Source organism: Clostridia bacterium (genome assembly GCA_035561135.1).
In the GTDB taxonomy this organism is placed as follows: Bacteria; Acidobacteriota; Terriglobia; order Terriglobales; family Acidobacteriaceae; genus DATMYA01.
Window position 1 is genome coordinate 125,848 of sequence record DATMYA010000014.1, and the last position, 25,280, is coordinate 151,127.

Consider the following 25,280-nt stretch of genomic DNA (forward strand, 5'->3'; position numbering starts at 1 on the left):
GTGGTTCCGCGTCGCGCCTGTGGCTTTCACGCCTGATACAATCAGTTCAAATCAGTTATCAAGCGGCGTCGCAAGACGCCGAATTATCACGGTCATACCCATGAAATGTCCTTTTTGCGGCTTTGAAAATGACAAAGTCGTTGACTCGCGAGAGAGCAAGGAAGGCGAGTCCATTCGCCGTCGCCGCGAGTGCCTGAAGTGCGAGAAGCGCTTCACCACCTACGAGCGTATCGACGAGATTCCGTACATGGTGGTCAAGAAGGATGGTCGCCGTGAGAAGTTCGACCGCCAGAAGGTACTCAACGGCCTGCTTCGAGCGTGCGAAAAGAGGCCTGTCTCAATCGGCAAGCTGGAGCAGATCGTAAACGAAGCGGAAGCCTTCGTGATCGATTCGGCGGAACGCGAGCGCAAGACCAGCGAAGTGGGCGAACTCATTATGAATCGCCTGAAGAACATCGACAAAGTCGCGTACGTACGCTTTGCGTCGGTGTATCTCGACTTCAAGGACGTGCAGGAGTTCATGTCCGAATTGCAGGATTTGCTGAAGAGCAAGGAAGGCCGCGACGCGGCAGCCAGGCTGGCGGGGCCCGTGAAAGCCAAGGCCGGACACTAAGACTCCCGTCCACCAAACACACGAGTAAGAAAGATACGGATCCGTACAGATGACGCACAAAGTTACGCTGATTCCAGGCGACGGCATTGGCCCGGAAGTTACGAGGGCAGCAGTTCGCATTCTTGAAGCGACCGGGGTGAAGTTCGAGTGGGAATCGTACCAGGCCGGCGCTGAAGCTTTTGAGAAGTACGGCGAGTATCTCCCGCACCAACTGCTGGAGTCGGTGGAGCGCACTCGCGTCGCGTTGAAGGGACCGGTAAGCACGCCGATCGGCGGCGGCTTTTCGAGTATTAACGTTCAGCTTCGTAAGCACTTCGAACTGTTTGCCAATTTTCGCCCGATCCGCAACCTGCCCAACGTTCCAACTCGCTACCCGGGCGTGGACCTCATCATCGTTCGCGAAAACACGGAGGGACTGTATTCGGGAATCGAGCACGAAGTAGTGCCGGGAGTCGTTGAAAGCCTGAAGATCATCACCGAGAAGGCCTCTACGCGCATTGCCAAGTGGGCCTTTGCATACGCCCGTGCACGCGGACGGAAGAAGATTCATGCCATCCACAAAGCCAATATCATGAAGCTTTCGGACGGCTTGTTCATACGCTGTTCGCGCAACGTTTCGAAGGACTATCCCGAAATCACGTACGGCGAGCACATTGTGGACAACACCTGCATGCAACTGGTCACGAATCCATACCAGTACGACATGCTGCTGCTCGAGAATCTCTATGGCGACATCATCAGTGACCTCTGCGCCGCTTTCGTCGGCGGTCTGGGCCTGGTGCCGGGTGCGAACATCGGCCACGAGTGCGCCATCTTTGAGGCGGTTCACGGCTCCGCGCCGGACATCGCGGGGCGCGACATTGCAAATCCGACGGCGATTCTGCGCTCGGGTGTGCTGATGCTGCGCCACCTCGGCGAGCAGGATGCCGCCGACAAAATTCGTCATGGGCTGGAAGTCGTTTATGGCGAGAAGACGCACATCACACGTGACATGGGTGGTATCGCCGGCACGAGTGAGTTCGCGGACGCAATCATTGCCGCCATGGAAACCTTTGTCCCCACTACGGATCGACAGGAACAGGAAGTGTAGTCCGGCTTGGCACGGCGTTCAGGGCACGGCTTATCGCCGTGCCCTTTCTGCTTGCGTCGGGACTCGTCGGGCGGCAGCGCGACTTTGTATCCGCGACTTTGTCTCGAAGACACGGGTCTTGATGACCTTGGGTCGATGTAAGATACCGTGTTTGTGGGGACGGCTCTGATGTCATTAGGAGGTACTTGGTGATGAGGTTTACTCCGGTGGCTATGCTCTGCGCGAGCGTGCTTGTGTTTGCGGCAGGTTGCAGCAACAACGGCCAGCAGGCGAGCCAGCAGCAACAGACGAAGGCGGAAGCGCCCGCTATGAAAATCGATCCCGCAACCGCCGCGACCCTCAGAGGAGTCGTCAAGTTTGCAGGATCACCGAAGGCAACGGCGATCGACATGAGTATGGATCCTGCTTGCGGCGCCAAAGCACAGCAGTCGGAGTCTGTCGTCGTAGACAACGGCAAACTGGCTAATACCCTGGTTTACGTCAAAGCAGGACTTGGGAATTACACCTTTGAGACGCCAAAGGCGGAAGCCATCATTGACCAGAGCGGTTGTCGCTACCATCCGCACGTGCTGGCGGTGATGGTGAACCAGCCAGTCACAATCCTGAACAGCGATAATGCCATGCACAACGTCCATCCCACGCCGAAGCAGAACGGGAACAAGGAGTGGAACCGGTCACAGGGACCGAAGGCAGAGCCGCTCCGAACCAGCTTTTCGGCATCCGAAATCATGTTGCCGCTGAAGTGCAACCAGCATCCCTGGATGAGGATGTATATAAGCGTGCTGCCACACCCATTTTTTGCGGTGACCGACAAGGACGGGAAGTTCGAGATCGCGGGACTGCCGCCGGGTACATACACCCTAGCCGCTGTTCACGAGCGCCTTGGTGAGCAGGAACAGCAGATCACAGTTGCGCCGAAAAAGGACGCAATTGCAGAGTTCAGCTTTTCTGAATCGGGCAGCTAGGCTGGAGCATCTTTCAGTTGGACTATTACAACCAGGTACATGGTGTCGCTGTGGGGCGACGGCCATGTAGGTACCGAGGCGGGCAGCAATTCCCTTCCCGCAGACGTCGCATAAATGTAAGCAATCTATTGCAAGCTGCCCTTGCGCGAACTAAGGAGTTTCTTACGAAATCCTTGACGACCCCGTTCAACGCTGCGCACCACCGTTTTGCGTGGTTTACGGCATTCATGACCTTTTTGCTGATTGCGGCAGGCGCGCTGGTAACAAGCAACGATGCAGGACTCTCCGTGCCGGATTGGCCGACTTCGTTCGGCTCACTCTACCGCATTCCCCCGATGGTCGGGGGAGTCAAGTTTGAGCACGGACATAGAATGATCGCCCAGTTCATCGGGTTGCTAACGATCATTCTCGCGGTCTGGACACAGAAGGTTGACCGGCGCCGGTGGATGCGTGCCTTGGGTTGGGCAGCGCTCGGAACCGTCATCGCGCAGGGCGTCCTGGGTGGGATCACAGTCTTGTTCTACTTGCCGCCGGCTGTTTCGACAGCGCACGCAACCCTGGCGCAGACATTCTTTTGCATCTTAGTATGCATGGCTCTGTTCACCGGACGCCGCTGGGTGGAAGCCGAACCGCGGACAATCGTGAGTTCTGAACGCCCGACTTTGAATATTCTAGCGACTTTGTCTGTCGCCGCAGTGTACGTGCAGTTGATCCTGGGCGCGGCGTTTCGGCACAACGGCATGAAGTTGGTGCCGCACCTGGTGAGCGCCTGCATTGTGACGATCCTGTTGCTGTGGACCGTAGTCCGCGTCCTGTCGCGTCACTCGGAAATCGAGCAGCTTCGACGGCCGGCGCTGGCGGTGCTTTTCCTGCTGGTGTCGCAGATATCGCTTGGTTTCGGCGCCTATCTTACTCGCGTCGAGTGGAACAAAGATGCGCCGCAGCCACTGGAGAGCATGGTCGCTACGACGGTAGCCCATGTTGCCATTGGTGCGCTGCTATTGGCCACAAGCGTGGTGCTTGCCGTACAGGCACGGCGTCACATGGCCGCGAAGCATGAGGAGACCGTGAGAACGACACCGAAGGCCGTGATCGCATGAGCAGCGTGACACAAACAATAGCGACACCCTCGAGTGCCCAAACCGTACGCCGTGGCGGAACCGCAAGGCTGGCGCGCGATTACTCGGAGTTAATCAAGGCACGCGTAACGACGCTGATTATCGTGACTGCGTGGTGCGGTTGTTACTTCGCCGCATTGAAGTCAGACGTGGCGTCGCTGAGTTGGACCTTGTTGCACGCACTGCTCGGGATTGGACTGGTCTCTGCCGGGACGGCCGCGATGAACGAGGTGCTGGAGCGGGACCTCGACGCGCTGATGCGCCGCACCGCAAGGCGTCCGCTGGTGACGCACAGCATGAGCGTGGCACATGCCAGCATCGCTTCCCTGCTGATGATTCTCGGCGGTTCGATGTACCTGGCGATTGCAACGAATCTGCTTACGGCATCGCTTACATTTGCGACGTCTGTCGTCTACCTGGCTGCCTACACGCCCTTGAAGAAAGTTGCGCCTATTTGTACATTCGTCGGCGCCTTCCCCGGCGCGATGCCTCCCCTACTGGGATGGACGGCGATTCGCGGGCGACTGGATTGGGAAGCCGTTGTACTGTTCGCAATCGTGTTCTTCTGGCAGTTCCCGCACTTCCACTCCATCGCACTGCTCTATCGCGAAGACTACGAGCGAGCCGGGATACGAATGCTTCCCGTCGTGGAGAAGGACGGACGTTCTACGGCGCGCGACATCCTGCTGTATTCGGTGGCATTGATTCCTGCGACGCTCGCTCCCACGCTTCTAGGAATGGCAGGCAAGGTGTATTTCGCCGGAGCGCTTTTGCTGGGCATGGTTCTGTTCCGCTTCAGCCTGCGCATCTGGCAGGCGAAACTCGCACCCTCCGACCCATCGTCGAAAGTGCAGGCGCGGCAACTGCTCCAGGCGACGGTGTTTTATTTACCTCTTTTGTTCGCGTTGATGATGATCGACGGTGCGGCTTAAGGTGCATTGCGCTCGATAGCTACTGTGCAGGTTTCATGCTTGTTTCCAGAGTTCAAACATCGAATTGTGATTAAAGTAGAATTGCCTGTGATTTCCAGAATGCCAGCCTTCTCCGCGCCGCAATCATCGTCCGAGGCCGTATCTACAGGCCCGAGACCATCCGCGGTCATACAGGTTCAGGACCTTCGCCACAATTACGAGAATCGCACCGCGCTGGACGGCGTCTCGTTCGACGTCCGTCATGCGGAGATATTCGGCTTGCTGGGTCCGAATGGCAGCGGCAAAACAACGATGTTCCGCATTCTCTCGACTCTGATGCTGCCGACCGGCGGGCGCGCCATCATTCAGGGACACGATGTCGCGGCAGATCCGACGGGCGTGCGCCGTGAGATAGGAGTGGTGTTCCAGGCGCAGAGCATCGACGTGAAGCTTTCGGCAGAAGAGAACCTGACGCACATCGGCCATCTATATGGATTGCGCGGAAATGCCCTTCGCCATCGCGTGGGCGAGATGCTGGGCCGCGTCGGGCTTCTGGATCGCGCGAAGGAACGCGCTGAGACTTTTTCCGGAGGCATGCAGCGCCGCCTGGAACTGGCGAAAGGTCTGCTGCACCATCCATCTGTGCTGCTGCTCGATGAGCCTACTACTGGACTCGATCCGGGTGCGCGTCGCGACCTCTGGCAATATCTCAACATTCTGCGCGAACAGGAACACGTGACCGTGCTGGTCACGACTCACCTGATGGAAGAGGCCGAGCGGTGCGATCGACTGGCCATCCTGAGCCAGGGAAAGCTGGTTGGGATGGGCACTCCTGCCGAACTGAAGAGCGAGATTGGCGGCGACGTGATTGTGCTGGAAGCACGCGAACCAGAAGCACTGGCTCAACGCATCCAGGCGCGCTATGGAATCCCCGCGACGGTGGTGGGCGACAAGATTCGCATTGAGCGCGAAGGCGGGCATCGCTTCGTCACCGACGTGGTGGAGGCTTTCCCCGGCGAGATTGACGCAGTCTCAATCAGCAAGCCAACGCTGGAAGACGTATTCATCCATCGCACAGGACATCGCTTCTGGACAGAAGAAGATCAGCAGGATGACGCTGATACTACCGGACGCCGCAAAGCAAAGAAGCACTGAGGAAACCGATTTGGCAACGCAAACTGCAGCTCTCACAGCGCCCACAGTTGAAGGCGCGACGTTCAGCCTGACGCCGGTGCTATCACTCTGGTCCCGCGAAGTTGTGCGCTTCTATCGTCAGAAGAGCCGCGTTATTGGCATCATCGCGTCACCAGTGCTGTTCTGGATCGTCATGGGCTCCGGGTTCGGTACATCCTTTCGAAACCAGGGTGCCGCGACGAACCAGCACTACATGGCCTTCTTTTTCCCCGGCGCACTAATCATGATCGTGCTGTTTACCGCGATCTTCACGATGATGTCCGTAATCGAAGATCGCAACGAGGGCTTTCTGAAATCGGTGATGGTCGCGCCGGTGCACCGCTCCGTCATCGTGCTGGGCAAGATTCTGGGCGGGACAACATTGGCCACAATTCAGGGGCTGATCTTCCTCATATTCGCTCCATTCATGGGCGTGCATTTTGGAGTTGAGCAGTCGTTGCTGATTGCGCTGACGATCTTTCTGGTTGCGTTCTCGCTGACGGCTCTTGGCTTCGCCATCGCATGGCCAATGGATTCCACACAGGGTTTCCACGCCATCATCAACCTTTTCCTGATTCCGTTATGGCTGCTCTCGGGGTCGCTGTTCCCGCTGAGTGGCGCATCGTTTTGGGTCAGGATCGTCATGCGCATCAACCCGCTGACGTACGGGACGGAGGCACTGCGCGCCCTGCTGTTCCCAGCCTCGGCATCGCCGGATTTCCCGGTTGACTTCTGCCTCGCGATCCTCGGCGTGTTTACGGCAATTATGTTCACACTGGCGTTTGCTGTGGCGAATCGGCGCACGACGAAGCCTGCGGCCTAAGAATTAAGCGCGCCCTCACACGGGATAGCGCGCGAACTCAAATCATGTCCGACGCACTCGCAATTTTCCCAGCACTGAACGCCGTCCTGAACGGCACGAGCGCCGTCCTTTTGCTCGTCGGACACCAGTTCATCCGGCGCGGCAATATGGGCGCGCACCGCCGGACGATGGTCACCGCGCTGGTCACGTCTTCCCTTTTCCTCGTCTCCTACCTCTACTACCACGCGCAGGTCGGGTCGGTTCGCTTTCAGGGGCAGGGATGGTCGCGGCCGGTTTACTTCACGATCCTGCTGACCCACACAGTGCTGGCTGCGGCCATTGTGCCAATGGTGCTGGTGACGCTCGCCCGCGCCCTGAGGGCACGCTACGCTCTGCACCGCGCGATTGCCCGGTGGACCTATCCGGTCTGGATGTATGTCTCTGTAACGGGCGTAGTGATTTATTTCATGCTCTACCACTTGTTCGCCGCCTGAGGGGGGCGCGGAACTCACCTTCCTGCTTATCACTCGCGCATGTGATCCCAATCACGGGCAATTTGAGGTAATATGCGCGACAACACCGGGGTGAGGCAGGACTGCACTCAGGTCCTGGAATGGCATGAGCCCAGAGCCAAGCCGCGTTCCACACATCAGCCAGACCGACGACAAACCCGGCCCAGAGCCTGTGACCAACTTTCACACGGCTCCCGCCATACCGGCGAGGAAGGGCCTCTCTCGTGCCGCTCGCATGGCTTGGGCTGCACTGGTCCTCGTAATCGCGCTTGGTTCGGTATTCTTCTGGCGGGGAGGATGGGGCGCATTTCAGGATCCCGATCAGCAGATTTCGCGATACATCCGCGACGATGCGCATCCCCGTATGCAGGAGAGTGCCGTACGCAGGATTGGCGAAGCGACACGGGAGCATCGTCCCACGTCGCAGTGGTCTCCTGAGCTGTTCCGGCTTGCGAAGAATCCTGACCAGCACGTTCGCGTGGCAGTGGCATGGGCCATGGGACAAGACACGCAACGTGGCGATTTCCATCGCGTGCTCACCGGGATGCTGAACGATTCCGCTCCCGACGTTCGCGCCGCCGCGGCGCTTTCGCTGGTGCAGTTCGGCGACCGCAGCGGACACGACCAGATCGTGCTGCTGCTGGAACCAGTGCGCATGCTGGCTGCCCAGGGCGGCCGCGTGGTGAAGGCGGCGAAAACAGGAACGCTGGTACGTGCCGGTGAGCCCGTTGCTCGTCTGCGGAATGGCGATGCGGAAATCGACGTACCTGCTCCGGTTTCAGGACGCGTCTCGCGCTCTCAGGTTCGCTCCGGCGATGAACTCTCGCCCGGCACGCCCGTCGCCACCCTCGATCCGGCACCTGAACAAGCCTATGCCGCTCTCCATGCGCTCTACCAAATCGGGGAGCCCGGCGATCTTGCGAACATCGCGCGCTACCTTCAGGACGTGCCGGATATACCCGCAAGCGTGCGCGAGCAGGCGGCACTGGCCGAGCAGTCAATCCGGGCGCGCGCGGATGTGAAGTAGCTCGCGAAGCAGGTTGCGCCCACGCTCACGGCATGCTCGCAAGACCCATCGTGCCCGTGGAATCCGGTTCGCGAATTCTGGCTCAGCACATCTCGCCGAATGCGTCTTTTCTGCCCATGTGCCGTCTTCTGATATAGTTGTCAATCTTCCCGCGAAGAGCCCCATCTGAACGCGTGAGTTAAGGAGCGCCCTCATGGCAAAGAGCGTTAACAAGGTCATCCTCATCGGCAACCTCGGCAAAGATCCTGAAGTGAAGTTCACCGGACAGGGCACGGCCGTCGCAAACTTCTCCATCGCAACGTCTGAGAATTTTAAGGACAAGTCTGGCGAGTGGCAGGAGCGCACGGAATGGCACAACATCGTTGTCTGGGCTCGGCTGGCCGAAATCGCCCGCGACTATCTGAAAAAGGGCAACAAGGTTTACATCGAAGGGCGCCTGCAAACGCGCTCGTGGGATGACAAGCAGACGGGCGCAAAGCGCTACACCACGGAAGTTGTCGCCAACGAACTCGTGCTGCTCGGCGGCAAACCCGGCGCCGAAGGCGCAGACGGCGGCTACAGCGGCGGACGCTCACGCGGCGCTGCATCCAACGACTTCAACCAAGGCGCGCCCGACTACGACAACGCGGGTGCCTCAGCTGCACGCGGGACGGAAATCACGGACGACGATATACCGTTCTAGCCAGCGATCAGTGGATAGTGATTAGTTTAGAAGCCGTCAGCTATGCTGGCGGCTTTTGCTTTTGAGACTTCCACTGAAATTCGTGTACGCCTCATCCAGTTGCTTCGAGGCCTATAGGTCATTTCGCCGGGACGTAGAACGACAGCGTTCCGTCCTGGGCTACAGCCAATTCTAGGACCTTCGGATTGAACTGAAACAGATTGCTGCCTTGTAGAGTGGCTTTCTTCTTGTCCTTGATCCGATAAATCGAAATGTCACCTGGCTTCGAAGAACCGACAGCCACCAGTTGATCGTCGAAAGAAATGCTCGCTTCGGTCCCGGTGTTCTCTTCTTTGACCCTGAGTAGTCGTTTCATATTTGAGACGGCCCAAACATCAACGAAATCCGGTTGACCAGCCCAGCCGCGGCCCAAGGCGACCAGCTCCCCATCCCAACTCGCTGCGACACGATGGGTGGGCGCATCATCATCCTGCAATGCGCCGAGTGACAACGCAGCTTGATTCCCCTGGCCTTTCTCAATCTTCACGGCAGTCGCAGTATCGCCGGCCTGTTGAATCTTAGTCGCTTGCCCGGTTTCTACATCGACTAGATAAGGAACGCGTGACACAGAAACCGCAACTTGTCCGCCCTTCGCGAACGACGGATCGACTGGCCTCGCACCTTTGCTGAAGAGTGGTCGGATAGGCTTCAAATCGCTGAGATCCCAGAGCACTAATGCTTCGCCCTGCTTTTTGCCATCTCCTCCAACTAGCAGGTTCTCATCTTCGGACACTTCACATGCGCGAATACCCTCTGCCCGAGCAACGACGGTCCAGTTAGTTGCCGAAAACACTTGAACCTGGTTTTCTCCACCACATGCCAACAGCCGTCCTGATTTCGCGAGGAAGTGTATTTCGAGGAGAGGTTTCAAATCGGACGCTGCGGACTTAACAACCGATCCTGAATCAACGGAAATGATCCTAAGACTGCCGTCAGCGTCTCCAACTGCAATCAGCTTACCGTCGGGTGAATAGCTAAGTACTCGGGGAGAACTCCCGACAGCAACAGTATTTCGTGGCTTCCACTTTGGAAACTCGGCGGCACTAGATGTGATCGCCGCAGCAAGGATAACGATGAGAATAACCAAAGGATTTGAGTTCATGCTGGCCATTGTCACACAACCGATCAACGCGGAGGAAAGATATCAACAGAAATGAACGCTTCATAGGATCCATGTGGTTCGATTTCAGGAACTTACGTCCCTGCGGATCCGTACTTCTCAACGTCAAATCTGGCGCGGTTCGCATGGAAGAGAACACAAGGTGTCTCCGCTCCGCGCCTTCGGCGCTCCGGTCGACATGACGCTCCCGTTTATCAGCATCTGAGCCGTCAGCAAATGCTGGCGAATCAGGCTGCTGACAAAGTCATCCACCAATCTATGCGTCATCCTGAGGTTGCGCCTGCTTTTGGTGCGGCCGAAGGATCTGCTTTGTTTTTAGCAGCAGCACAAAGCAGGTTCTTCGCTTCGCTCAGGATGACACTTTTCTCTCCACTGTGTGTTCCGCGTCGCACGAGTTTGTCAGCAATTTGGGCCGTCAGCAATGCTGGCGGCTTTTGTTTTGGGTTTCCACTGGCATTAGTGTGCGCCTCGGCAATCGGGTCCGCGCACGACTCGGGGCCGTCGCTTTCTCCGGCGCGACTCGGCGACTGCCGTTGCCTTTCTGCGCTGCTCAACGTAATCTCTTAGGCCGCTGCATGTCATCCTCCTGAGGAGATTCCGCCATGAAACAACTTGCTTCAGTGCTTGGTCTTATTCTGGCCGGCACACTTGCGTTCGCACAAAATACAGAAGTCGTCGTGCCAAACGAGAACCTTGTCGTTCAGGGTGTGCCGGCCGTTCCGGCCAGTATCGCCGAGCGAGCAAATCAGTACACGGAATCGCGCGCGGCTGCGGCGCTCGACTGGCATCCCTTAAAACGCGAGATGCTGATCACTACCCGTTTCGCGGAAGTGAACCAGATACACGAAATCAAGATGCCGGGCGGCGCGCGCATGCAGCTTACGTTCTTCCCCGACCGCACGGGTGGGGCTGCTTACCATCCGCACAAGGGCGATTACTTCGTCTTCAGCAAGGACGTTGGCGGCGGCGAATGGTTCCAGCTTTATCGGTATGACGTGGCCAGCGGCAACGTCACACTGCTCACCGACGGCAAGTCGCGCAACATCATGGGGCCGTGGGCGAATGCTGGCGATCGAGTGGCGTACGGTTCCACGCGCCGCAGCCGTGGCGATCTCGACTTCTACATCATCGACCCGAGCAACAAGAGCAGCGACCGGTTGCTGGTACAGAACCAGGGCGGTGGCTGGGGTATTTCCGACTGGTCTCCGGACGACAAGACGCTGCTGGCAGAGGAATATGTCTCGGTGAACGAGAGCTATCTGTGGCTGGTGGACGTGGCAACGGGAAACAAGACGCTGCTGACACCGAAGGGTGGCGAAAAAATTTCGTACGACGCAATTGGATTCAGCCGGGACGGCAAGGGCATCTACGTCACAACGGATCAGGGGAGTGAGTTCCAGCGCATTGCGTATATCGACCTGGCGACGAAGAAGCCGACTTTCCTGACCGATTACAAATGGGAAGTGGAAGGCGGACGTCTCTCGTGGGACCGCAAGCTGATTGCTTTCACGACGAACGAAAACGGTCTCGGCGTGCTGCATGTGCTCGATACGGCGGCCGGCAAGGAACGCGCATTGCCGAAGCTGCCTGTGGGCATCATTGGCGGCATTAACTGGCACGAAAACAATCGCGACCTCGCATTCTCGATTACCTCGGCGCGTTCTCCATCGGACGTGTATTCGCTCGACATCACTGCGGGCAAGGTCGACCGCTGGACGTATAGCGAGACCGGCGGCCTCAATCCGCTTACGTTCTCCGAGCCGGAGTTGGTCAAGTGGAAGAGTTTCGACGGCCTAGAGATTAGCGGATTCCTCTACATGCCGGATGCTGCGAAGTTCGCGGGCAAGCGCCCGGTGATCATTAATATCCACGGTGGACCGGAAGGCCAGTCGCGGCCCGGTTTCCTGGGGCGCAGCAACTACTTCATCAATGAAACAGGAGTCGCCATCATCTTCCCGAACGTCCGCGGATCGCTCGGCTACGGCAAGACGTTCGCGCTGGCCGACAACGGCATGGCTCGCGAAGGCACTTACAAAGATATCGAGGCGCTGCTGGACTGGATCAAGACGCGACCCGATCTCGACGCAAATCGCGTGATGGTGACGGGCGGCAGCTACGGCGGACACATGACGCTGGCCATCGCAACACGTTATAACGACCGCATCGCGTGCTCACTCGACGTGGTTGGCATCTCGAACTTCGTAACGTTCCTGCAGAATACGGAAGCGTACCGTCGCGACCTGCGCCGCGCCGAGTATGGCGACGAACGCGACCCGAAGATGCGCGAATATTTCGAACGCACGGCACCGTTCAACATGGCGAAGAACATCACCAAGCCACTCTTCGTTGTGCAGGGCAAGAACGATCCGCGCGTACCGATCTCCGAGGCCGACCAGATGGTTTCAACGGTGCGGCAGAACGGCACGCCTGTTTGGTATCTCGTTGGAAAAGATGAGGGTCACGGCTTCGGGAAGAAGAAGAATGCCGACTTCCAGTTCTACTCGACGATCCTGTTTATGCAGCAGTTCCTGGCGGGAGAACCGGCCGCGAAACAAGCTTCTCTGAATAATTGAAAATGCAGCAGCACCGAAAAGGGCCGCGAATTAATGCGGCCCTTTTTGTGTTCCATGTGGAATGCGCAGATTTGTGCTACGATTTTTTGTTCTTTTTTCTGCGTACTGTTGTGCTGCTCTGCAATTCTGATATGGAGGCAAGATGGCTATAAAAGTTGGAATTAACGGGTTTGGCCGCATTGGCCGTAACGTTCTGCGCACCACACTTCAGGACCAGAACATCGAAATCGTTGCCGTTAACGATCTGACGGACCCCAAGACGCTTGCGCACCTGCTCAAGTACGATTCGATCCTCGGCAACCTGCCGAACAAGATTGTTGCGTCCGGTGATTCGATCGAAGTCGATGGCCGGAAGATTCGCGTCTTCTCCGAGAAAGATCCCGCCAAAATCGATTGGGAATCGCAGGGCGTTCAGGTCGTCGTCGAATCGACTGGCCGCTTCACCAACGCCGACGATGCCAAGAAGCACCTCCGCGGTCCCGTGAAGAAGGTCATCATCTCCGCTCCGGCGAAGAACGAAGACATCACGATCGTGATGGGCGTGAACGAAGACAAGTACGATGCCGCCAAGCACAACATCATTTCTAATGCATCCTGCACGACGAATTGCCTTGCGCCCATTGCCAAGGTAATCAATGACACGTTTAACATCCAGTCCGGCACGATGACCACGATCCACTCCTACACGAATGACCAGGTCATCCTCGACTTCCCGCACAAGGACCTGCGCCGCGCACGCGCCGCTGCCTTGTCGATGATTCCGACCTCTACAGGCGCTGCAAAGGCGGTTTATCTCGCCATCCCGGAACTGAAGGGCAAACTGGACGGATTCGCCATGCGCGTGCCTACGCCTAACGTCTCCGTGGTCGACCTCGTTGTGTTCGTGGAAAAGAAGACCAGCGTGGAAGAAGTCAACGCCGCGTTGAAGAAGGCGTCTGAAACCGGGCCGCTCGCGCCCTATCTTGGATTTGAAGAGAACGAGCTGGTCTCGATGGATTTCCGCGGCGATCCGCGCTCCTCCATCGTGGACGCGCCGATGACGCGCGTCGTTGCCGGCAACTGCGTGAAGGTCATCTCCTGGTACGACAACGAGTGGGGCTATAGCTGCCGCGTACGTGATTTGATCGGCTTTATCGGCAGCAAGGGTCTCTAATCGACTGTAATCGACTGAGGCGCCGGGGCACTCCCCGGCGCACAGCTTGCTCCCGCAGCAAGTGAGTCTCAGATGAGCAGCCCGGCGTTGTGCCATTCAAGCGCCAACGTGTCGAACCATCCCGGTGCCCTGCCGGGCCAGACAGACTAGGGGTGAACGTGATGTCGAAGCTATCCATTCGTGACCTGCCATTAAACAATCACCGCATTTTCATGCGTGTTGACTTCAACGTTCCGCTTGATAACGGACGCGTGACGGACGACACTCGCATACGCGAAACGCTGCCTACAATCGAATACGCCCTGCGCCACGGCGCAAAGGTCATCCTCGCTTCACACCTCGGACGCCCCAAGGGCAAGCCGAATCCACAGATGAGCCTGAAACCCGCCGCCGAACGCCTTCGCATCCTGCTCGATGAAAAGATCGGACGAGGACAGAACGTCGGATTTTCTCCCGACTGCATCGGCATGCAGGCGGAAGAGATGGCCGGTAAACTCGAGCGCGGACAGACGCTGCTGCTCGAGAACTTGCGCTTTCATCCCGAAGAAGAAGCGAACGACGAGGAGTTTGCAAAGCAGCTTGCAACGCTCGCCGATTATTACGTGAATGACGCGTTCGGCTCCGCGCACCGCGCGCACGCATCGACCGAAGGCATTACACACCACGTCGCGAAGTCTGCGGCCGGATTGCTAATGGAAAAGGAACTTGAGTATCTCGGCAAGGCGATGCAGCATCCCGAGAGGTCATTCATCGCAATCCTGGGCGGAGCCAAGGTCAGCGATAAGATTGGTGTCATCCGCAACCTGCTCGGCAAAGTCGATGCGCTCATTATCGGCGGCGGCATGGCTTATACGTTCCTCAAGGCACAGGGCCAGGAGATCGGTAAATCACTCCTAGAAACCGACAAACTGGACTTGGCGACGGAACTCTTGAGCGAGGCCAAGCAGCGTAACGTTCGTATTCTTCTGCCGGTAGATCACGTGGTCGCCGATAAAGTATCTGCCGACGCGCATCCCCGCGCAATCGGTAAGGGCGAAGCGATTCCATCTGACATGATGGCGCTCGACATCGGCCCGGAGAGTGCTGCACTCTTTGCCAACGAGATAGCCCAGGCACGCACAATCGTGTGGAACGGGCCGATGGGAGTCTTCGAACTGGATCTGTTTGCGGCTGGAACCACTAGGATCGCGCATGCGGTCGCGGACAACGGTACAGCCACTTCGATTGTCGGTGGTGGAGACAGTGTCGCGGCCGTCCACAAGGCAGGAGTCGCGGACCGCATCACGCACATCTCGACCGGTGGAGGAGCTTCGCTGGAGTTCCTGGAAGGCAAGCGACTGCCCGGCGTGGAAGCATTGACGGACAAGAAGTAGCGGAAATGGTGGCTGCCCAACACATCGTAAACGTATTCACATTGAGGCCGAGCCTGAAGGCCGGCCCGGGAAAGACAGGACATGAAACGCAAAAAGATCATCGCCGCCAATTGGAAAATGTACAAGACTCCGGACGAGTCCCGCGAATTCATGAAGGCATTCATTCCACTTGTCAAGGGACATGACCGCGATGAGATTGTCATCTGCCCTCCGTATGTCGACATCGCTGTGGTGGTCGAGGCGGCACGCGGAACAAATATTAAGGTTGGCGGACAGAACATGTTTTGGGAGAAGGAAGGTGCGTTCACGGGTGAAATCTCGGGTGCGATGCTCGTGGGCGCAGGCTGCGAGTTTGTCATCCTTGGTCACTCAGAACGGCGTCAGTACTTCGGCGAAACTGACGATACGGTGAACCGCCGGACAGAAGTTGCGCTCGAGGCTGGACTTGCCCCGATTCTTTGCGTAGGCGAAGTGATCGAGGAGCGAGAGGCAGGACTGACGGAAGAAGTTTTGCAGCGCCAGTGTTCACGCGGGTTCCGGGGAATTTCTGCACGAAAAGCCGCGAAGTTGAGCGTGGCGTACGAACCCGTGTGGGCCATCGGTACCGGCAAAACAGCAACCGCGGAGATGGCGGAAGATGCTCATGCCGTCATTCGGCACGAAGCAGAAAAGGCGTTCGGCCGGGAGTTTGCCGAAAACATGCGCATTCTCTATGGCGGCAGCGTGAAACCCGAGAATGTAAATTCGCTCATGCAGCAGTCGAACATCGACGGCGCTTTGGTGGGCGGCGCTAGTCTGAAGCCGGATTCTTTTTCGGCAATCATAAAGTGGTAGCTCGCTTCCGAACGAATCACATTCTGAGCGCTGCGTAGAGGCGCTCAGAATTATTACCCCAGTGCGCGCGAGAGTCGCGGCTTTCGTAGCTCATCATCGTTTGCTATAATTAGCTCGCCTCATCAGTGTTCTTTGGAAGTTTGAGCAACGGTTCCTTAGGCGTGTGTTTCCGTCCAGGGCTGTGCCAGTGCGGAAGTGGTGGAATTGGCAGACACACCATCTTGAGGGGGTGGCGCCGAAAGGCGTGCGGGTTCAAGTCCCGCCTTCCGCACCATAAACTCCTATCTGAAGGCGTTCCAAATAGACGATATTCAGCAGGTTGGCGCGTTGCGCGCCGAAATGAGATAACGAATCCATGTTCATCCTGATTACCATCATCCACGTGGTTGTTTGCCTGTTCCTTATCGCCGTGGTGCTGCTCCAGAGCGGCAAGAGCGCCGACATTGCCGCAGCTTTCGGTGGCATGGGTAGCCAGACGGCATTTGGTCCGCGTTCGGCAGCCAATGCGCTTACGAAGGCAACAACGTGGGCTGCGGTCATCTTCATGCTGACATCGTTTACGCTGGCCATCGTTGCAACGCGCAACACTGGAACAAGCAGCAGTGGCTCCGTGCTCGGAAACACGAAGTCGGCCCCGGTTACGAATGCTCCGGCGCCGTCTCAGCAGACACCTGCTCCCGAGCCGCAGCCGATGACGCCCTCACGTTAGCAAGTTTTCATTCCATGACAAGGCCTCCGGCAACGGAGGCCTTTCGTGTTCTCGGCTGTAAGTTTTCCAACACAGCTTGCAAGTTCACGGTAGAAGCTGGAGACTGTTTTTATGATTCATGAGATTTTTCCCGTCGGTCGTTTGCAATGCAACTGCTCTGTCGTTGGCGACGAGGCGACACGCGAGGCCATTGTGATCGATCCCGGCGACAACGTAGAGGGCGTCATCGCCGTACTGCGCAAACATTCGCTCAATGTGCGACAGATCGTCATTACACACGCGCACATAGACCATATCGGCGGCGCCGGCAAACTCAAGCGACTGACCGGCGCGCCCGTTCTTCTCAACCAGAACGACTACGCGTTGCTCAAGATGCTGGATGTGCAAGCCGGATGGATCGGAATGAGAGCACCTGAGAAGGTAGAGATTGACGGCTCACTGGCCAGTGGCGATAAGGTGCAGGCTGGTTCGCTGGAGGGTAAGGTCATACACACTCCGGGACACACCGAGGGCTCAGTGTGCGTTTACTTCGAGGCGGAGAAGAAGATGATTGCCGGAGATACACTCTTTGCCCACAGCATCGGACGCACCGATCTTCCAGGCGGTTCGTACGAGAAGCTGATCCGTTCTTTGCACGACAAGATTCTCGCGCTGCCCGATGACACCGTAGTAATCCCCGGGCATGGGCCGCTGACGACCATTGGCGAAGAGCGCGAGACGAATCCATTTCTGCAAAAGTAACTTCCCTGCACCGCTTCAGCGCTGTTACGCGCTGCGCCCAAGGAATTCGAGTATGCGTCGCAAGCCCTCTGCAAAATCCTCGACGCCCGCAATCAGGCTGATTACAAGATGCCCCTCGGCGGCGAAATCGTAGAAATGCCCCGGATGCGCTAACACAGACACATGATTGAGTAGTCCGATGGACAGTTCCTCATCCGAGCGTGTGATCGGGACCCGTAAGATCGCGTACCAACCGCCCTCCACTTGCAGACGCGAGCAGGACTTTTGCTTTGCGAGTTGGCTATCTAGCTCAACGAGGTTCGTTCGCACTCGCCCACGAAGCTGCTGCTGGATGCTGCGGCGCGAGTCGAGCAGCTCCGGCAAGGCCCACTGGACAGGAGCATTCATGGAAAGGAACGTGTCGGCAATAACCTCAAGCCGTTCGAGTGCCTCGCACGCAACTGCTGCCGGACCGCTGGTCGCGATCCAGGCGACCTTCATCTGCGGCAATCCGCTAATTTTGGATAATCCGCTCAACGTGAAAGTCAGCGCACCATTGTTCGCGGCAAAGCTGTACGGAGGGGTTCCATTGATCCCGTAATCGAGGAACACTTCATCGGCGATGATGGCCATCTCGCGACGTGAGCAGATTGCGTTCAGGTCCGCGAGTTCGGCGGACTTAACGTACGAGCCAGTTGGGTTGTTCGGGTGGACGACGAGTACGGCACGGGTGCGCTCGCTCATATGAGTTTCGAGCGAATTGAAATCCATCTGCCATCCGTGATCGTACACAAGTTCGTAAGGGACGAGTTTGACGTCATGCAAATCCGCCAGGAACTCGAATAGCGGATAGCTGGGAACAGGGACCATAACTTCATCGCCCGGTTCGCAGAGCAAGCGGAAGCAGAAGCTATATGCCTCGCTGGTGCTGACGGTCAGCACAAGTTGCCCGGGATCAAGTTCGGTTCCCTGCTCGCGATAGTAAGCCGCAACGGCCTGTCGGGCCGATAGCAATCCTTTCGGCGCCGGTTCGTACTCCAGGGCATTGGGATTGGCGAGCGCCGAGATAAGCCGCTCCCGATCATACTGAAGTCCTACTTCAGTTGGGTTCGACGCAGTGAGGTCGAGCAGTTTCCTGCCCGATCGGCGCGCAGCATCCACCGCCAGCGAGTAGCCGTTCGGTGTCAGGTTCCAACTTGTTCGCTTCGAAAACATCTCGCTCCTCACTCGGCAGCAGAATCTATTGACGCTGTGCCGCGCGAAATCGTAGAGTTCGCCTTCAGCTCCGAACAGCAAATCATTTCTGAGCTAATTTATATCTCAAAGGGACACAAATGCATTGTGCAAGGAGCAACGGTTGAGCAGACTCCGCACGTTTTTCAAGATCGATGAACGTGGCACAACGGTTGGCCGCGAGATCATTGCAGGGCTGACGACGTTCACAACCATGTCCTACATCGTGATTGTGAATCCGGCAATCCTGAAAACCGCAGGGATTCCGCCGGAACCCTCGATGGTAGCAACCGTGCTGGCTGCGATTTTCGGCTGCCTTCTTATGGGGCTATATGCCAACCGGCCTTTCGCCATCGCGCCCTACATGGGAGAGAATGCGTTCATTGCTTTCACTGTTTGCCAACTGCTTGGCTACAAGTGGCAAACGGCGCTGGCAGCCGTGTTCATCGCCGGGGTATTGTTCATCCTACTTACGGTTTTGAAAGTGCGGAGCTGGGTCGTGGAATCCGTGCCGCAGTCGCTGCGTTACAGTTTCGCGGTAGGCATAGGACTTTTTCTCACATTCGTCGGACTCAACCAGACCGGCATCGTTATGCTTGGCTCGGCGGGCTCCCCCGTGCGCACGGGAGCGTTGACGTCACACCCCGTGCTGGTCGCCATCTTCGGATTTGTATTAATCAGCATCCTGACTATCCGGAAATTTCCAGGCGCAATCCTGCTCGGAATTATAGTGACTGCATTGGTCGCATTTTTGGCGGGAACGGCCCCGCCTCCGCATGGAATCGTAAGCATGCCGCCGAGCGTGATGCCTATCGTGGGCCAGCTCGATCTGAAGGGAGCTTTGACCTGGGGCGCATTCCCGATCGTCCTGACGATCTTCATCATGGCATTCGTGGACACGATGGGAACATTGATAGGACTCTCCGCGCGCGCCGGCTTCCTGGATAAAGATGGGAACCTTCCGCAGATTGAACGCCCAATGCTGGTCGACGCGCTGGCTACGACGTTCTCGCCGATTCTCGGAACCACAACTGCTGGCGCGTTCGTTGAGTCCGCGACGGGGATTGAGGCCGGTGGACGCACGGGGCTGACTTCGCTTGTTGTCGCAGCCTGCTTTGCACTTTCCCTGTTCTTCTCGCCGTTCGTGGCTGCCATCCCAGCACAGGCGTACGGTCCCGCGCTGATCATTGTGGGCCTGTTCATGCTCGCGCCGATTGTGAAAATCAACTTTGACGACTACACGGAGTCCATACCATCATTCGCCGTCGTAGTGCTTATGTGCTTCACGTTCAACATCGCGGTGGGCATCACAGCGGGGTTCGTGCTGTATCCGCTATGCAAGGTGGTCTCTGGCCGACGCAGGGAACTGCGTCCGGGCATATGGGTACTGACTGCTCTTTCACTGCTCTTCTTTATCTTTTATCCGTATCAATGAACCGGACGCGCAAACATTGAGGATATCAGCGGAAACGACCCCGCCCTAGCAAAGCTAGGACGGGAAACCCTGGGAAGAGCCGTCGGCAGGGCACCGCTTCAGCAGCTGCGTACTTTATTACTCAGAGAGCGAAGAAATCATCCGCTCACCTCTTGCGTGAAGTCGAGCTTCAGAATTCCTGTCCGTGCGGCCAACTCCAACACCGCGCCAGTCCTCCTATTCTCTTATGGCAAGACCTCTCGGACTGTTGCGCTGGTTTAGTCGCAACGGCTTTACGGCCGTCCTAATCGTTGCTCTAATATTCATGTCGCTAATCACCATCGAGCAGGGACGCACTATTACGAACCAGCGTGCGCTTATCCGCCAGCTTTTCTCTGACAGCCTTGAGTTGAGTGCAAACAAGCTGCGCGATGCCGCCGCCGCCCGGCAGCAGCATCCGGCCCCATAGAGCGATCTACCACCACCCCCTTTCTACACAAAGCAAGAACCGGCAGCCTGAGCTGCCGGTTCCTCATGGACTTGGTCCACGTATGTCGAAGCGCTAGTCTCGACGCTTCAATGTCGGACGATCGTCGTCTTTCGTGTCGCCTGTGTCGGTTTTCTTATCATTCGTCGTGCGGCGCAACGTCGGACGGCTTTCTTTGTCATCTGTGATCTTGCGACGATTCTCAAGTGCCGCTAGCCGCGACTTGACGATGTCGAATTCCGAAGTGCTGACGATGTACTGATCGCGGGCAGGGAGAATTGAAGCGATCTCGCCTTGCGTCTTTTCGATCCGATCGGGCGTTTGCGGGTGCGTTGCAAAGGCCTTGGCCAGCGATCCTGGTTTCTTCTTCTCCTTCGCCTGTATCTTCTCGAAGAACGATACGTAGGCCTGTGGGTCATAGCCGGTCTTGTACATGTATTGCACGCCCAGGAAATCGGCCTCGACCTCAAAGCCGCGGGAGAACGTGAGGAAGGTCATTGGCAATCCCAGGCCTGCCGCGCTACGCAGCGCATAGCCAAGACCGCCGCCAACGAAGATCAGCGGAATGGAGCCTATGTTCGCCCACTGGCTCCGCGTCATTTGGCGCGTTGCATGGCGCGCAGCTACGTGAGCGATCTCATGCGCCATGACGCCGGCGAGCTCTGCCTCTTCGTCGGCCGCCATGATCAGGCCGGTGTTCACGTAGAAGAATCCGCCGGGCAAGGCAAACGCGTTTACCTCGTCAGAGTCGATCACCTTAATCGTGAACGGAACGCGTGCATCCGAATTGCGCACAAGGTTCTGCCCGACACGATTCACGTACTCGGTCACGACAGGGTCCTGAACCAGCTTGACGCTGGCCTCGATCTGGTTCGAGTACTCCTTCCCCATCGCAATCTCTTTCTCGACGGAGTACCAGTTGCCCAGACCCTTGCCCTTGCCACCTATGTCGCGATTGCCGATAGCCTCGACATCATTCTTGCTTCCGGGCTTCACCTTCTGCTGCTGCGTCTCGTCCTGCTGCTTGTCCTGATTCTTGTCTTGCGCGACTGCGAACGGCGCAACCGACGAGAACAGCAAAGCTACTGTCGCCAAACTCGCTTTGAACTTCATCAACAATTCTCCCGCAGGACGCGGTCTGCAGAACCGGTCCTATACCGTCCAGCGCACTGCCAAACTGACCGTTGCGCCAACAGGCCCGTTACTTGTACCCGAATACTCATTAGCTTACACGCGCATTATACGCGTGCTCCAGGAGCCTCTTGATCATTGGATTCCGTGGAATCCCATTCGGACGTACATGTTTCCGTAACTTCTCGAAATCCTTCTCGGCCCAGCTTAGATACGAGACTCCTCTGTACGACTTCAACACTGTGCCACGAGCGAAGTCGCGCAGCAAAAGAGGAACTTAGGGAGGTATCGGACTAGGTTGTCCTCAGATCTGCACCAGGCTGTTCGCCGGAGGGCTCGCCAGGGTCTTCCTCCGGTTGATCCGGCCCGACAATCTCAACTTCCGAAGCACGCCACTCCCCGCCGGAATCCTGCTCGGCAGTGACGCGCACCTCGATACCGGGCTTAAGGCTGAGTTCCGGATGGTTTTCGCGCTTGGATTTTGGGACCGTCTCCTCATAGACCACTTTCGCGCGCGAGATTTCCACCTTGCGCAGCATACCGTTCCGTCCCTTAACGAAAATCCAGCGACCGCTTTGTTTCGACGGCGGTTCGACCAGAGTGCCCCGGAACGTCCCCGGGGTCCCGGCCAGAAGCGCGGGAACCAGCGCGGCCAGAAGCAGAGGACAAAGAAAGCGCAGGTGAGCGCGGCATGGCATCTCTCATTACGATGCGCGGCCCCGGACTGGGGCGGCTTAGAACCGGCATCACAAAATAAAAGGCGCGGCCGTAGCCGCGCCCAAATTGCCCTGAATCCTGTTCCACTCTTGACCAACTCAGTCGTAGTACTCCAGGCCGAGATGGGTAATGAGTTCCTCGCCTTTCAAGTGACGCAACGTGTTCTTCAGTTTAATGAGCTGAATGAACAGATCGTGCTCCGGATAAAGCCCCGGCGCCGTCATCGGCGACTTGAAGTAGAAGCTGAGCCACTCCTGGATGCCGATTCCCTTCAGTTCGCTCGCGCGCTGCGCCAAGTCCATGAACAGGACGACGTCAAGCACGATGGGAGCTGCAAGGATGGAGTCGCGACAGAGGAAGTCAACCTTGATTTGCATCGGATAGCCAAGCCACCCGAAGATGTCAATGTTGTCCCAGCCCTCCTTGTTGTCGCCGCGCGGCGGATAGTAGTTGATGCGGACCTTGTGACAGATGTTCCCGTACAGCTCGGGATGGAGTTCCGGCTGAAGTATGTGCTCAAGCACAGACAGCTTCGACTCTTCCTTGGTTTTGAACGAGCCGGGATCTTCCAGCACTTCTCCATCGCGATTGCCGAGAATGTTGGTGGAGAACCAGCCGTTCAGTCCGAGCATGCGAGCTTTGAAGCCCGGCGCCAGGATCGTCTTCATCAACGTCTGGCCGGTTTTGTAATCCTTGCCGCAGATCGGCGCTGAGTTACGACGCGACAACTCATGCATGGCCGGGATGTCGGTTGAAAGGTTCGGCGCGCCGTTCGCGTACGGGACGCCTTCCATGAGGGCCGCGTAGGCGTAAATCATGGAGGGCGCGATGTTTTCGTCGTTGTTGCGCAATCCGTTCTCGAAAGTTTTGACGCTTGCGTGAACTTCGCTTTCCTTGATGAAGCTCTCGGTCGAACCGCACCAGATCATCACAAGTCGCTCGGCTCCGCTGGTCTTCTTGAAGTTGCGAATGTCCTCGCGCAACTGCTCGGCCAGTTCCATTTTGTTCGCGCCGGTCTTCACGTTCGGCCCATCGAGCTTCTTCACAAAGTTCTTGTCGAAGACAGCCTTCATCGGCTTGATCGTCTGCAGAAACGGCTTGATTTGTTCGACCAGATCCTTTTCGAGCACGCCGGCCTTGCGAGCCGCCGTGTACATATCGTCCTCGAAGATGTCCCACCCTGCGAACACGAGATCATCGAGATTTGCGAGCGGAACGAAATCCTTAATCTTCGGAGAACGTCCATCGGTCCGCTTGCCCAAACGGATGGTACCCATCTGCGTCAACGAACCGATTGGCGCAGCGAGGCCTTTACGAATAGCTTCCACGCCGGCAACGAACGTCGTAGCCACGGCGCCCATCCCGGGGATCATGATGCCAAGTTTTCCTTTAGGTGCGTTTAACTCGCCTTTATCCTTTTGCACGTTCTTCTGCCCCGTCGCCATCAGTAATCAGTCACTTCCTTATATGGGGATCAAAACGGGTTATCTTCTCCCACCTCGGCTGCTTTTGCAAACATTTGTGCTTAGCAGGGCGATTCCGCACTTGAGTTGCGCGTTAGTTCATTCAATGGCGAAACGGCACGCGACGATTTCCGACCCGATTCCGGAAGGCATCTACACTTTGCTCGGTAGAGAGGGAGCGCCGTTGCCCCGGTTCCCCGCACGCTCAGACCTGCGAACAAACGATTACCGTTCGCCACAGAGGGCGAACCCAGACCAGGCACGAGGTGACAACGACAGTCTCCGCCCAAAGTCCAACGGGCGTTGCCGAGCTGCACCATCTTTAATTACGTTGGAATCCTTCAACTCCGCGGCTACGTCGCTGCACTCAGGAACGCCAGACGGCTAGCAACTGTTCACCGGCGATGCCGTTGCTCGAAAATCGATGCGTCGATAAATCGATGTAGCGCAGGTAAAATGTAGCGAAAATCATCGAATGGAATGTGCCTGTTAAGAACATTGTAGTGTTTTCAAACACAAACAAAAATCTGTCTGAGTTGTTGCACAGTAGCCTTGACGTGCGTTGGACGTCACCGCATAATGCAGGGTACTTCAAAACCTCAATTAAGCCATCAAGGAGCCGTTCCGTGGCATCGTCGGTCAGTCCTCCAGTACCAGCCAGTTCTACACGGATTCGGAAAGGTGTTGCGCCTCTGCGTGCGGGCCAGGGGAAGTCATTTCTTTTGCGTCGCCTGCACTCGATCACCGGCATCGTTCCAGTCGGCGCTTTTCTTTTAGAGCACTTTATCTCCAACGCTTTCGCTACGAATGGCGCGACAGCCTACGCGCTGCAGGTAAAGTTTCTCTCCGGACTGCCGTTCCGGGTTTTCCTGGAAGTCTTCGGCATTTTCATTCCGCTGCTCTATCACGCGTTCTACGGCTTCTATATCTGGTACCGCGGCGAGGGCAATGCCACCGAATACCCGTGGGCCGGCAATTGGTTCTATACGTCCCAACGGTGGACGGGCGCGATCGCATTTGCATACATCCTCTATCACACCTGGGTGATGCGCTTTTCGGGCGTTCACCTGCCTGAGTATCCGGGCGCTGCGTTCGGCAAGGTGCAGATGGAATTTTTCACGCAGCCTTGGACGGTAGGTTTCTACATTGTCGGCATTATCGCGGCGTCGTGGCATTTTTCGTATGGCATATGGCTGTTTGCCGCGAAGTGGGGCATCACGGTCGGTGAGAACGCTCGCAAGAAGTTCGGCTACGTCTGCACAGCTTTTGCGGTGTTGTTGATCGTGCTCGGCCTTGCAACGATTCGCGCTTTCTATCAATTCCCGCAGCAGGCGATCGATCCCGCCGGAGCCAAGCGCATTGAAGCCGGCGAGCAGTACAACCAGGAACATAGCAATCGATAGGTAGGGCGGCGGTTCGCC

Annotated in this window: 24 protein-coding genes and 1 tRNA gene; 20 read left to right on the forward strand and 5 right to left on the reverse strand. The window is 57.2% G+C overall.

Annotation, left to right across the window (positions count from 1 at the left end; genetic code table 11):
• Window positions 1–100: 100 nt before the first annotated feature.
• From nrdR to VN622_04360, 10 genes are all read left to right on the forward strand, one after another.
• A complete protein-coding gene (nrdR, locus tag VN622_04315) occupies window positions 101–613 on the forward strand; it encodes a transcriptional regulator NrdR (GenBank protein HWR35080.1) in 513 nt (170 codons plus the stop codon).
• 49 nt (window positions 614–662) lie between these two features.
• A complete protein-coding gene (locus VN622_04320; GenBank protein ID HWR35081.1) occupies window positions 663–1,703 on the forward strand; it encodes an isocitrate/isopropylmalate dehydrogenase family protein in 1,041 nt (346 codons plus the stop codon).
• Window positions 1,704–1,894: 191 nt separating this feature from the next.
• Window positions 1,895–2,668: a carboxypeptidase regulatory-like domain-containing protein gene (locus tag VN622_04325; GenBank protein ID HWR35082.1), complete on the forward strand. Its 774-nt coding sequence runs from the start codon at window positions 1,895–1,897 to the stop codon at window positions 2,666–2,668.
• A 173-nt stretch (window positions 2,669–2,841) separates the two neighbouring features.
• On the forward strand, window positions 2,842–3,768 hold the full coding sequence (locus VN622_04330; GenBank protein ID HWR35083.1) for a COX15/CtaA family protein: 927 nt from the start codon (window positions 2,842–2,844) through the stop codon (window positions 3,766–3,768).
• Window positions 3,765–4,718 (forward strand): heme o synthase, encoded by a 954-nt coding sequence (gene cyoE / locus VN622_04335; protein HWR35084.1) that lies wholly within the window; start codon window positions 3,765–3,767, stop codon window positions 4,716–4,718. The genes VN622_04330 and cyoE overlap by 4 nt, the downstream gene beginning before the upstream one ends.
• Window positions 4,719–4,817: 99 nt before the next feature.
• A complete protein-coding gene (locus tag VN622_04340) occupies window positions 4,818–5,852 on the forward strand; it encodes an ATP-binding cassette domain-containing protein (protein ID HWR35085.1) in 1,035 nt (344 codons plus the stop codon).
• A gap of 10 nt (window positions 5,853–5,862) precedes the next feature.
• Complete coding sequence (locus tag VN622_04345; GenBank protein ID HWR35086.1) at window positions 5,863–6,693, forward strand: ABC transporter permease; 831 nt, start codon at window positions 5,863–5,865, stop codon at window positions 6,691–6,693.
• Window positions 6,694–6,737: 44 nt separating this feature from the next.
• On the forward strand, window positions 6,738–7,166 hold the full coding sequence (locus VN622_04350; protein ID HWR35087.1) for a DUF420 domain-containing protein: 429 nt from the start codon (window positions 6,738–6,740) through the stop codon (window positions 7,164–7,166).
• A 124-nt stretch (window positions 7,167–7,290) separates the two neighbouring features.
• Entirely contained in the window at window positions 7,291–8,211 is a 921-nt protein-coding gene (locus tag VN622_04355) for a HEAT repeat domain-containing protein (GenBank protein HWR35088.1), read from the forward strand.
• 193 nt (window positions 8,212–8,404) lie between these two features.
• Window positions 8,405–8,893 (forward strand): single-stranded DNA-binding protein, encoded by a 489-nt coding sequence (locus VN622_04360; protein HWR35089.1) that lies wholly within the window; start codon window positions 8,405–8,407, stop codon window positions 8,891–8,893.
• A gap of 118 nt (window positions 8,894–9,011) precedes the next feature.
• On the opposite strand, the gene VN622_04365 is transcribed toward VN622_04360, so the two are convergent.
• Window positions 9,012–10,043, reverse strand: coding sequence for a WD40 repeat domain-containing protein (locus VN622_04365; protein HWR35090.1), 1,032 nt, complete (start codon window positions 10,041–10,043; stop codon window positions 9,012–9,014).
• Between the two features lie 611 nt (window positions 10,044–10,654).
• On the opposite strand from VN622_04365, the gene VN622_04370 reads away from it, so the two are divergent.
• From VN622_04370 to VN622_04400, 7 genes are all read left to right on the forward strand, one after another.
• Window positions 10,655–12,625 (forward strand): S9 family peptidase, encoded by a 1,971-nt coding sequence (locus tag VN622_04370; protein HWR35091.1) that lies wholly within the window; start codon window positions 10,655–10,657, stop codon window positions 12,623–12,625.
• A gap of 142 nt (window positions 12,626–12,767) precedes the next feature.
• Window positions 12,768–13,778 (forward strand): type I glyceraldehyde-3-phosphate dehydrogenase, encoded by a 1,011-nt coding sequence (gene gap / locus VN622_04375; protein ID HWR35092.1) that lies wholly within the window; start codon window positions 12,768–12,770, stop codon window positions 13,776–13,778.
• Window positions 13,779–13,939: 161 nt separating this feature from the next.
• Window positions 13,940–15,151, forward strand: coding sequence for a phosphoglycerate kinase (locus VN622_04380; GenBank protein HWR35093.1), 1,212 nt, complete (start codon window positions 13,940–13,942; stop codon window positions 15,149–15,151).
• 81 nt (window positions 15,152–15,232) lie between these two features.
• Window positions 15,233–15,985 carry a triose-phosphate isomerase gene (tpiA, locus tag VN622_04385; protein HWR35094.1) on the forward strand — a complete coding sequence of 251 codons (753 nt, stop codon included), beginning with the start codon at window positions 15,233–15,235 and terminating at the stop codon, window positions 15,983–15,985.
• Window positions 15,986–16,174: 189 nt separating this feature from the next.
• Window positions 16,175–16,259, forward strand: a tRNA-Leu gene (locus VN622_04390).
• A gap of 81 nt (window positions 16,260–16,340) precedes the next feature.
• The gene (gene secG / locus VN622_04395; protein ID HWR35095.1) at window positions 16,341–16,694 is read left to right on the forward strand and encodes a preprotein translocase subunit SecG; all 354 of its coding nucleotides are present in this window, start codon (window positions 16,341–16,343) and stop codon (window positions 16,692–16,694) included.
• Window positions 16,695–16,805: 111 nt separating this feature from the next.
• Window positions 16,806–17,435: an MBL fold metallo-hydrolase gene (locus VN622_04400; protein ID HWR35096.1), complete on the forward strand. Its 630-nt coding sequence runs from the start codon at window positions 16,806–16,808 to the stop codon at window positions 17,433–17,435.
• Window positions 17,436–17,459: 24 nt separating this feature from the next.
• On the opposite strand, the gene VN622_04405 is transcribed toward VN622_04400, so the two are convergent.
• Window positions 17,460–18,629 (reverse strand): pyridoxal phosphate-dependent aminotransferase, encoded by a 1,170-nt coding sequence (locus tag VN622_04405; GenBank protein ID HWR35097.1) that lies wholly within the window; start codon window positions 18,627–18,629, stop codon window positions 17,460–17,462.
• Window positions 18,630–18,771: 142 nt separating this feature from the next.
• On the opposite strand from VN622_04405, the gene VN622_04410 reads away from it, so the two are divergent.
• Both VN622_04410 and VN622_04415 read left to right on the forward strand, forming a co-directional pair.
• Window positions 18,772–20,082 carry an NCS2 family permease gene (locus VN622_04410; protein HWR35098.1) on the forward strand — a complete coding sequence of 437 codons (1,311 nt, stop codon included), beginning with the start codon at window positions 18,772–18,774 and terminating at the stop codon, window positions 20,080–20,082.
• A 226-nt stretch (window positions 20,083–20,308) separates the two neighbouring features.
• Window positions 20,309–20,530, forward strand: a complete 222-nt coding sequence (locus tag VN622_04415; GenBank protein HWR35099.1) for a hypothetical protein — start codon at window positions 20,309–20,311, stop codon at window positions 20,528–20,530.
• A 93-nt stretch (window positions 20,531–20,623) separates the two neighbouring features.
• Here the strand turns inward: VN622_04415 and VN622_04420 are convergent, their stop codons facing one another.
• The 3 genes from VN622_04420 to VN622_04430 form a co-directional block, all read right to left on the reverse strand.
• Window positions 20,624–21,661 (reverse strand): M48 family metallopeptidase, encoded by a 1,038-nt coding sequence (locus VN622_04420; protein HWR35100.1) that lies wholly within the window; start codon window positions 21,659–21,661, stop codon window positions 20,624–20,626.
• Between the two features lie 311 nt (window positions 21,662–21,972).
• Window positions 21,973–22,377: a hypothetical protein gene (locus VN622_04425; protein ID HWR35101.1), complete on the reverse strand. Its 405-nt coding sequence runs from the start codon at window positions 22,375–22,377 to the stop codon at window positions 21,973–21,975.
• A 117-nt stretch (window positions 22,378–22,494) separates the two neighbouring features.
• Window positions 22,495–23,769: an inositol-3-phosphate synthase gene (locus VN622_04430; GenBank protein HWR35102.1), complete on the reverse strand. Its 1,275-nt coding sequence runs from the start codon at window positions 23,767–23,769 to the stop codon at window positions 22,495–22,497.
• Window positions 23,770–24,581: 812 nt separating this feature from the next.
• Here VN622_04430 and VN622_04435 point away from each other — a divergent pair.
• Entirely contained in the window at window positions 24,582–25,262 is a 681-nt protein-coding gene (locus tag VN622_04435) for a succinate dehydrogenase (protein ID HWR35103.1), read from the forward strand.
• Window positions 25,263–25,280: the final 18 nt, after the last annotated feature.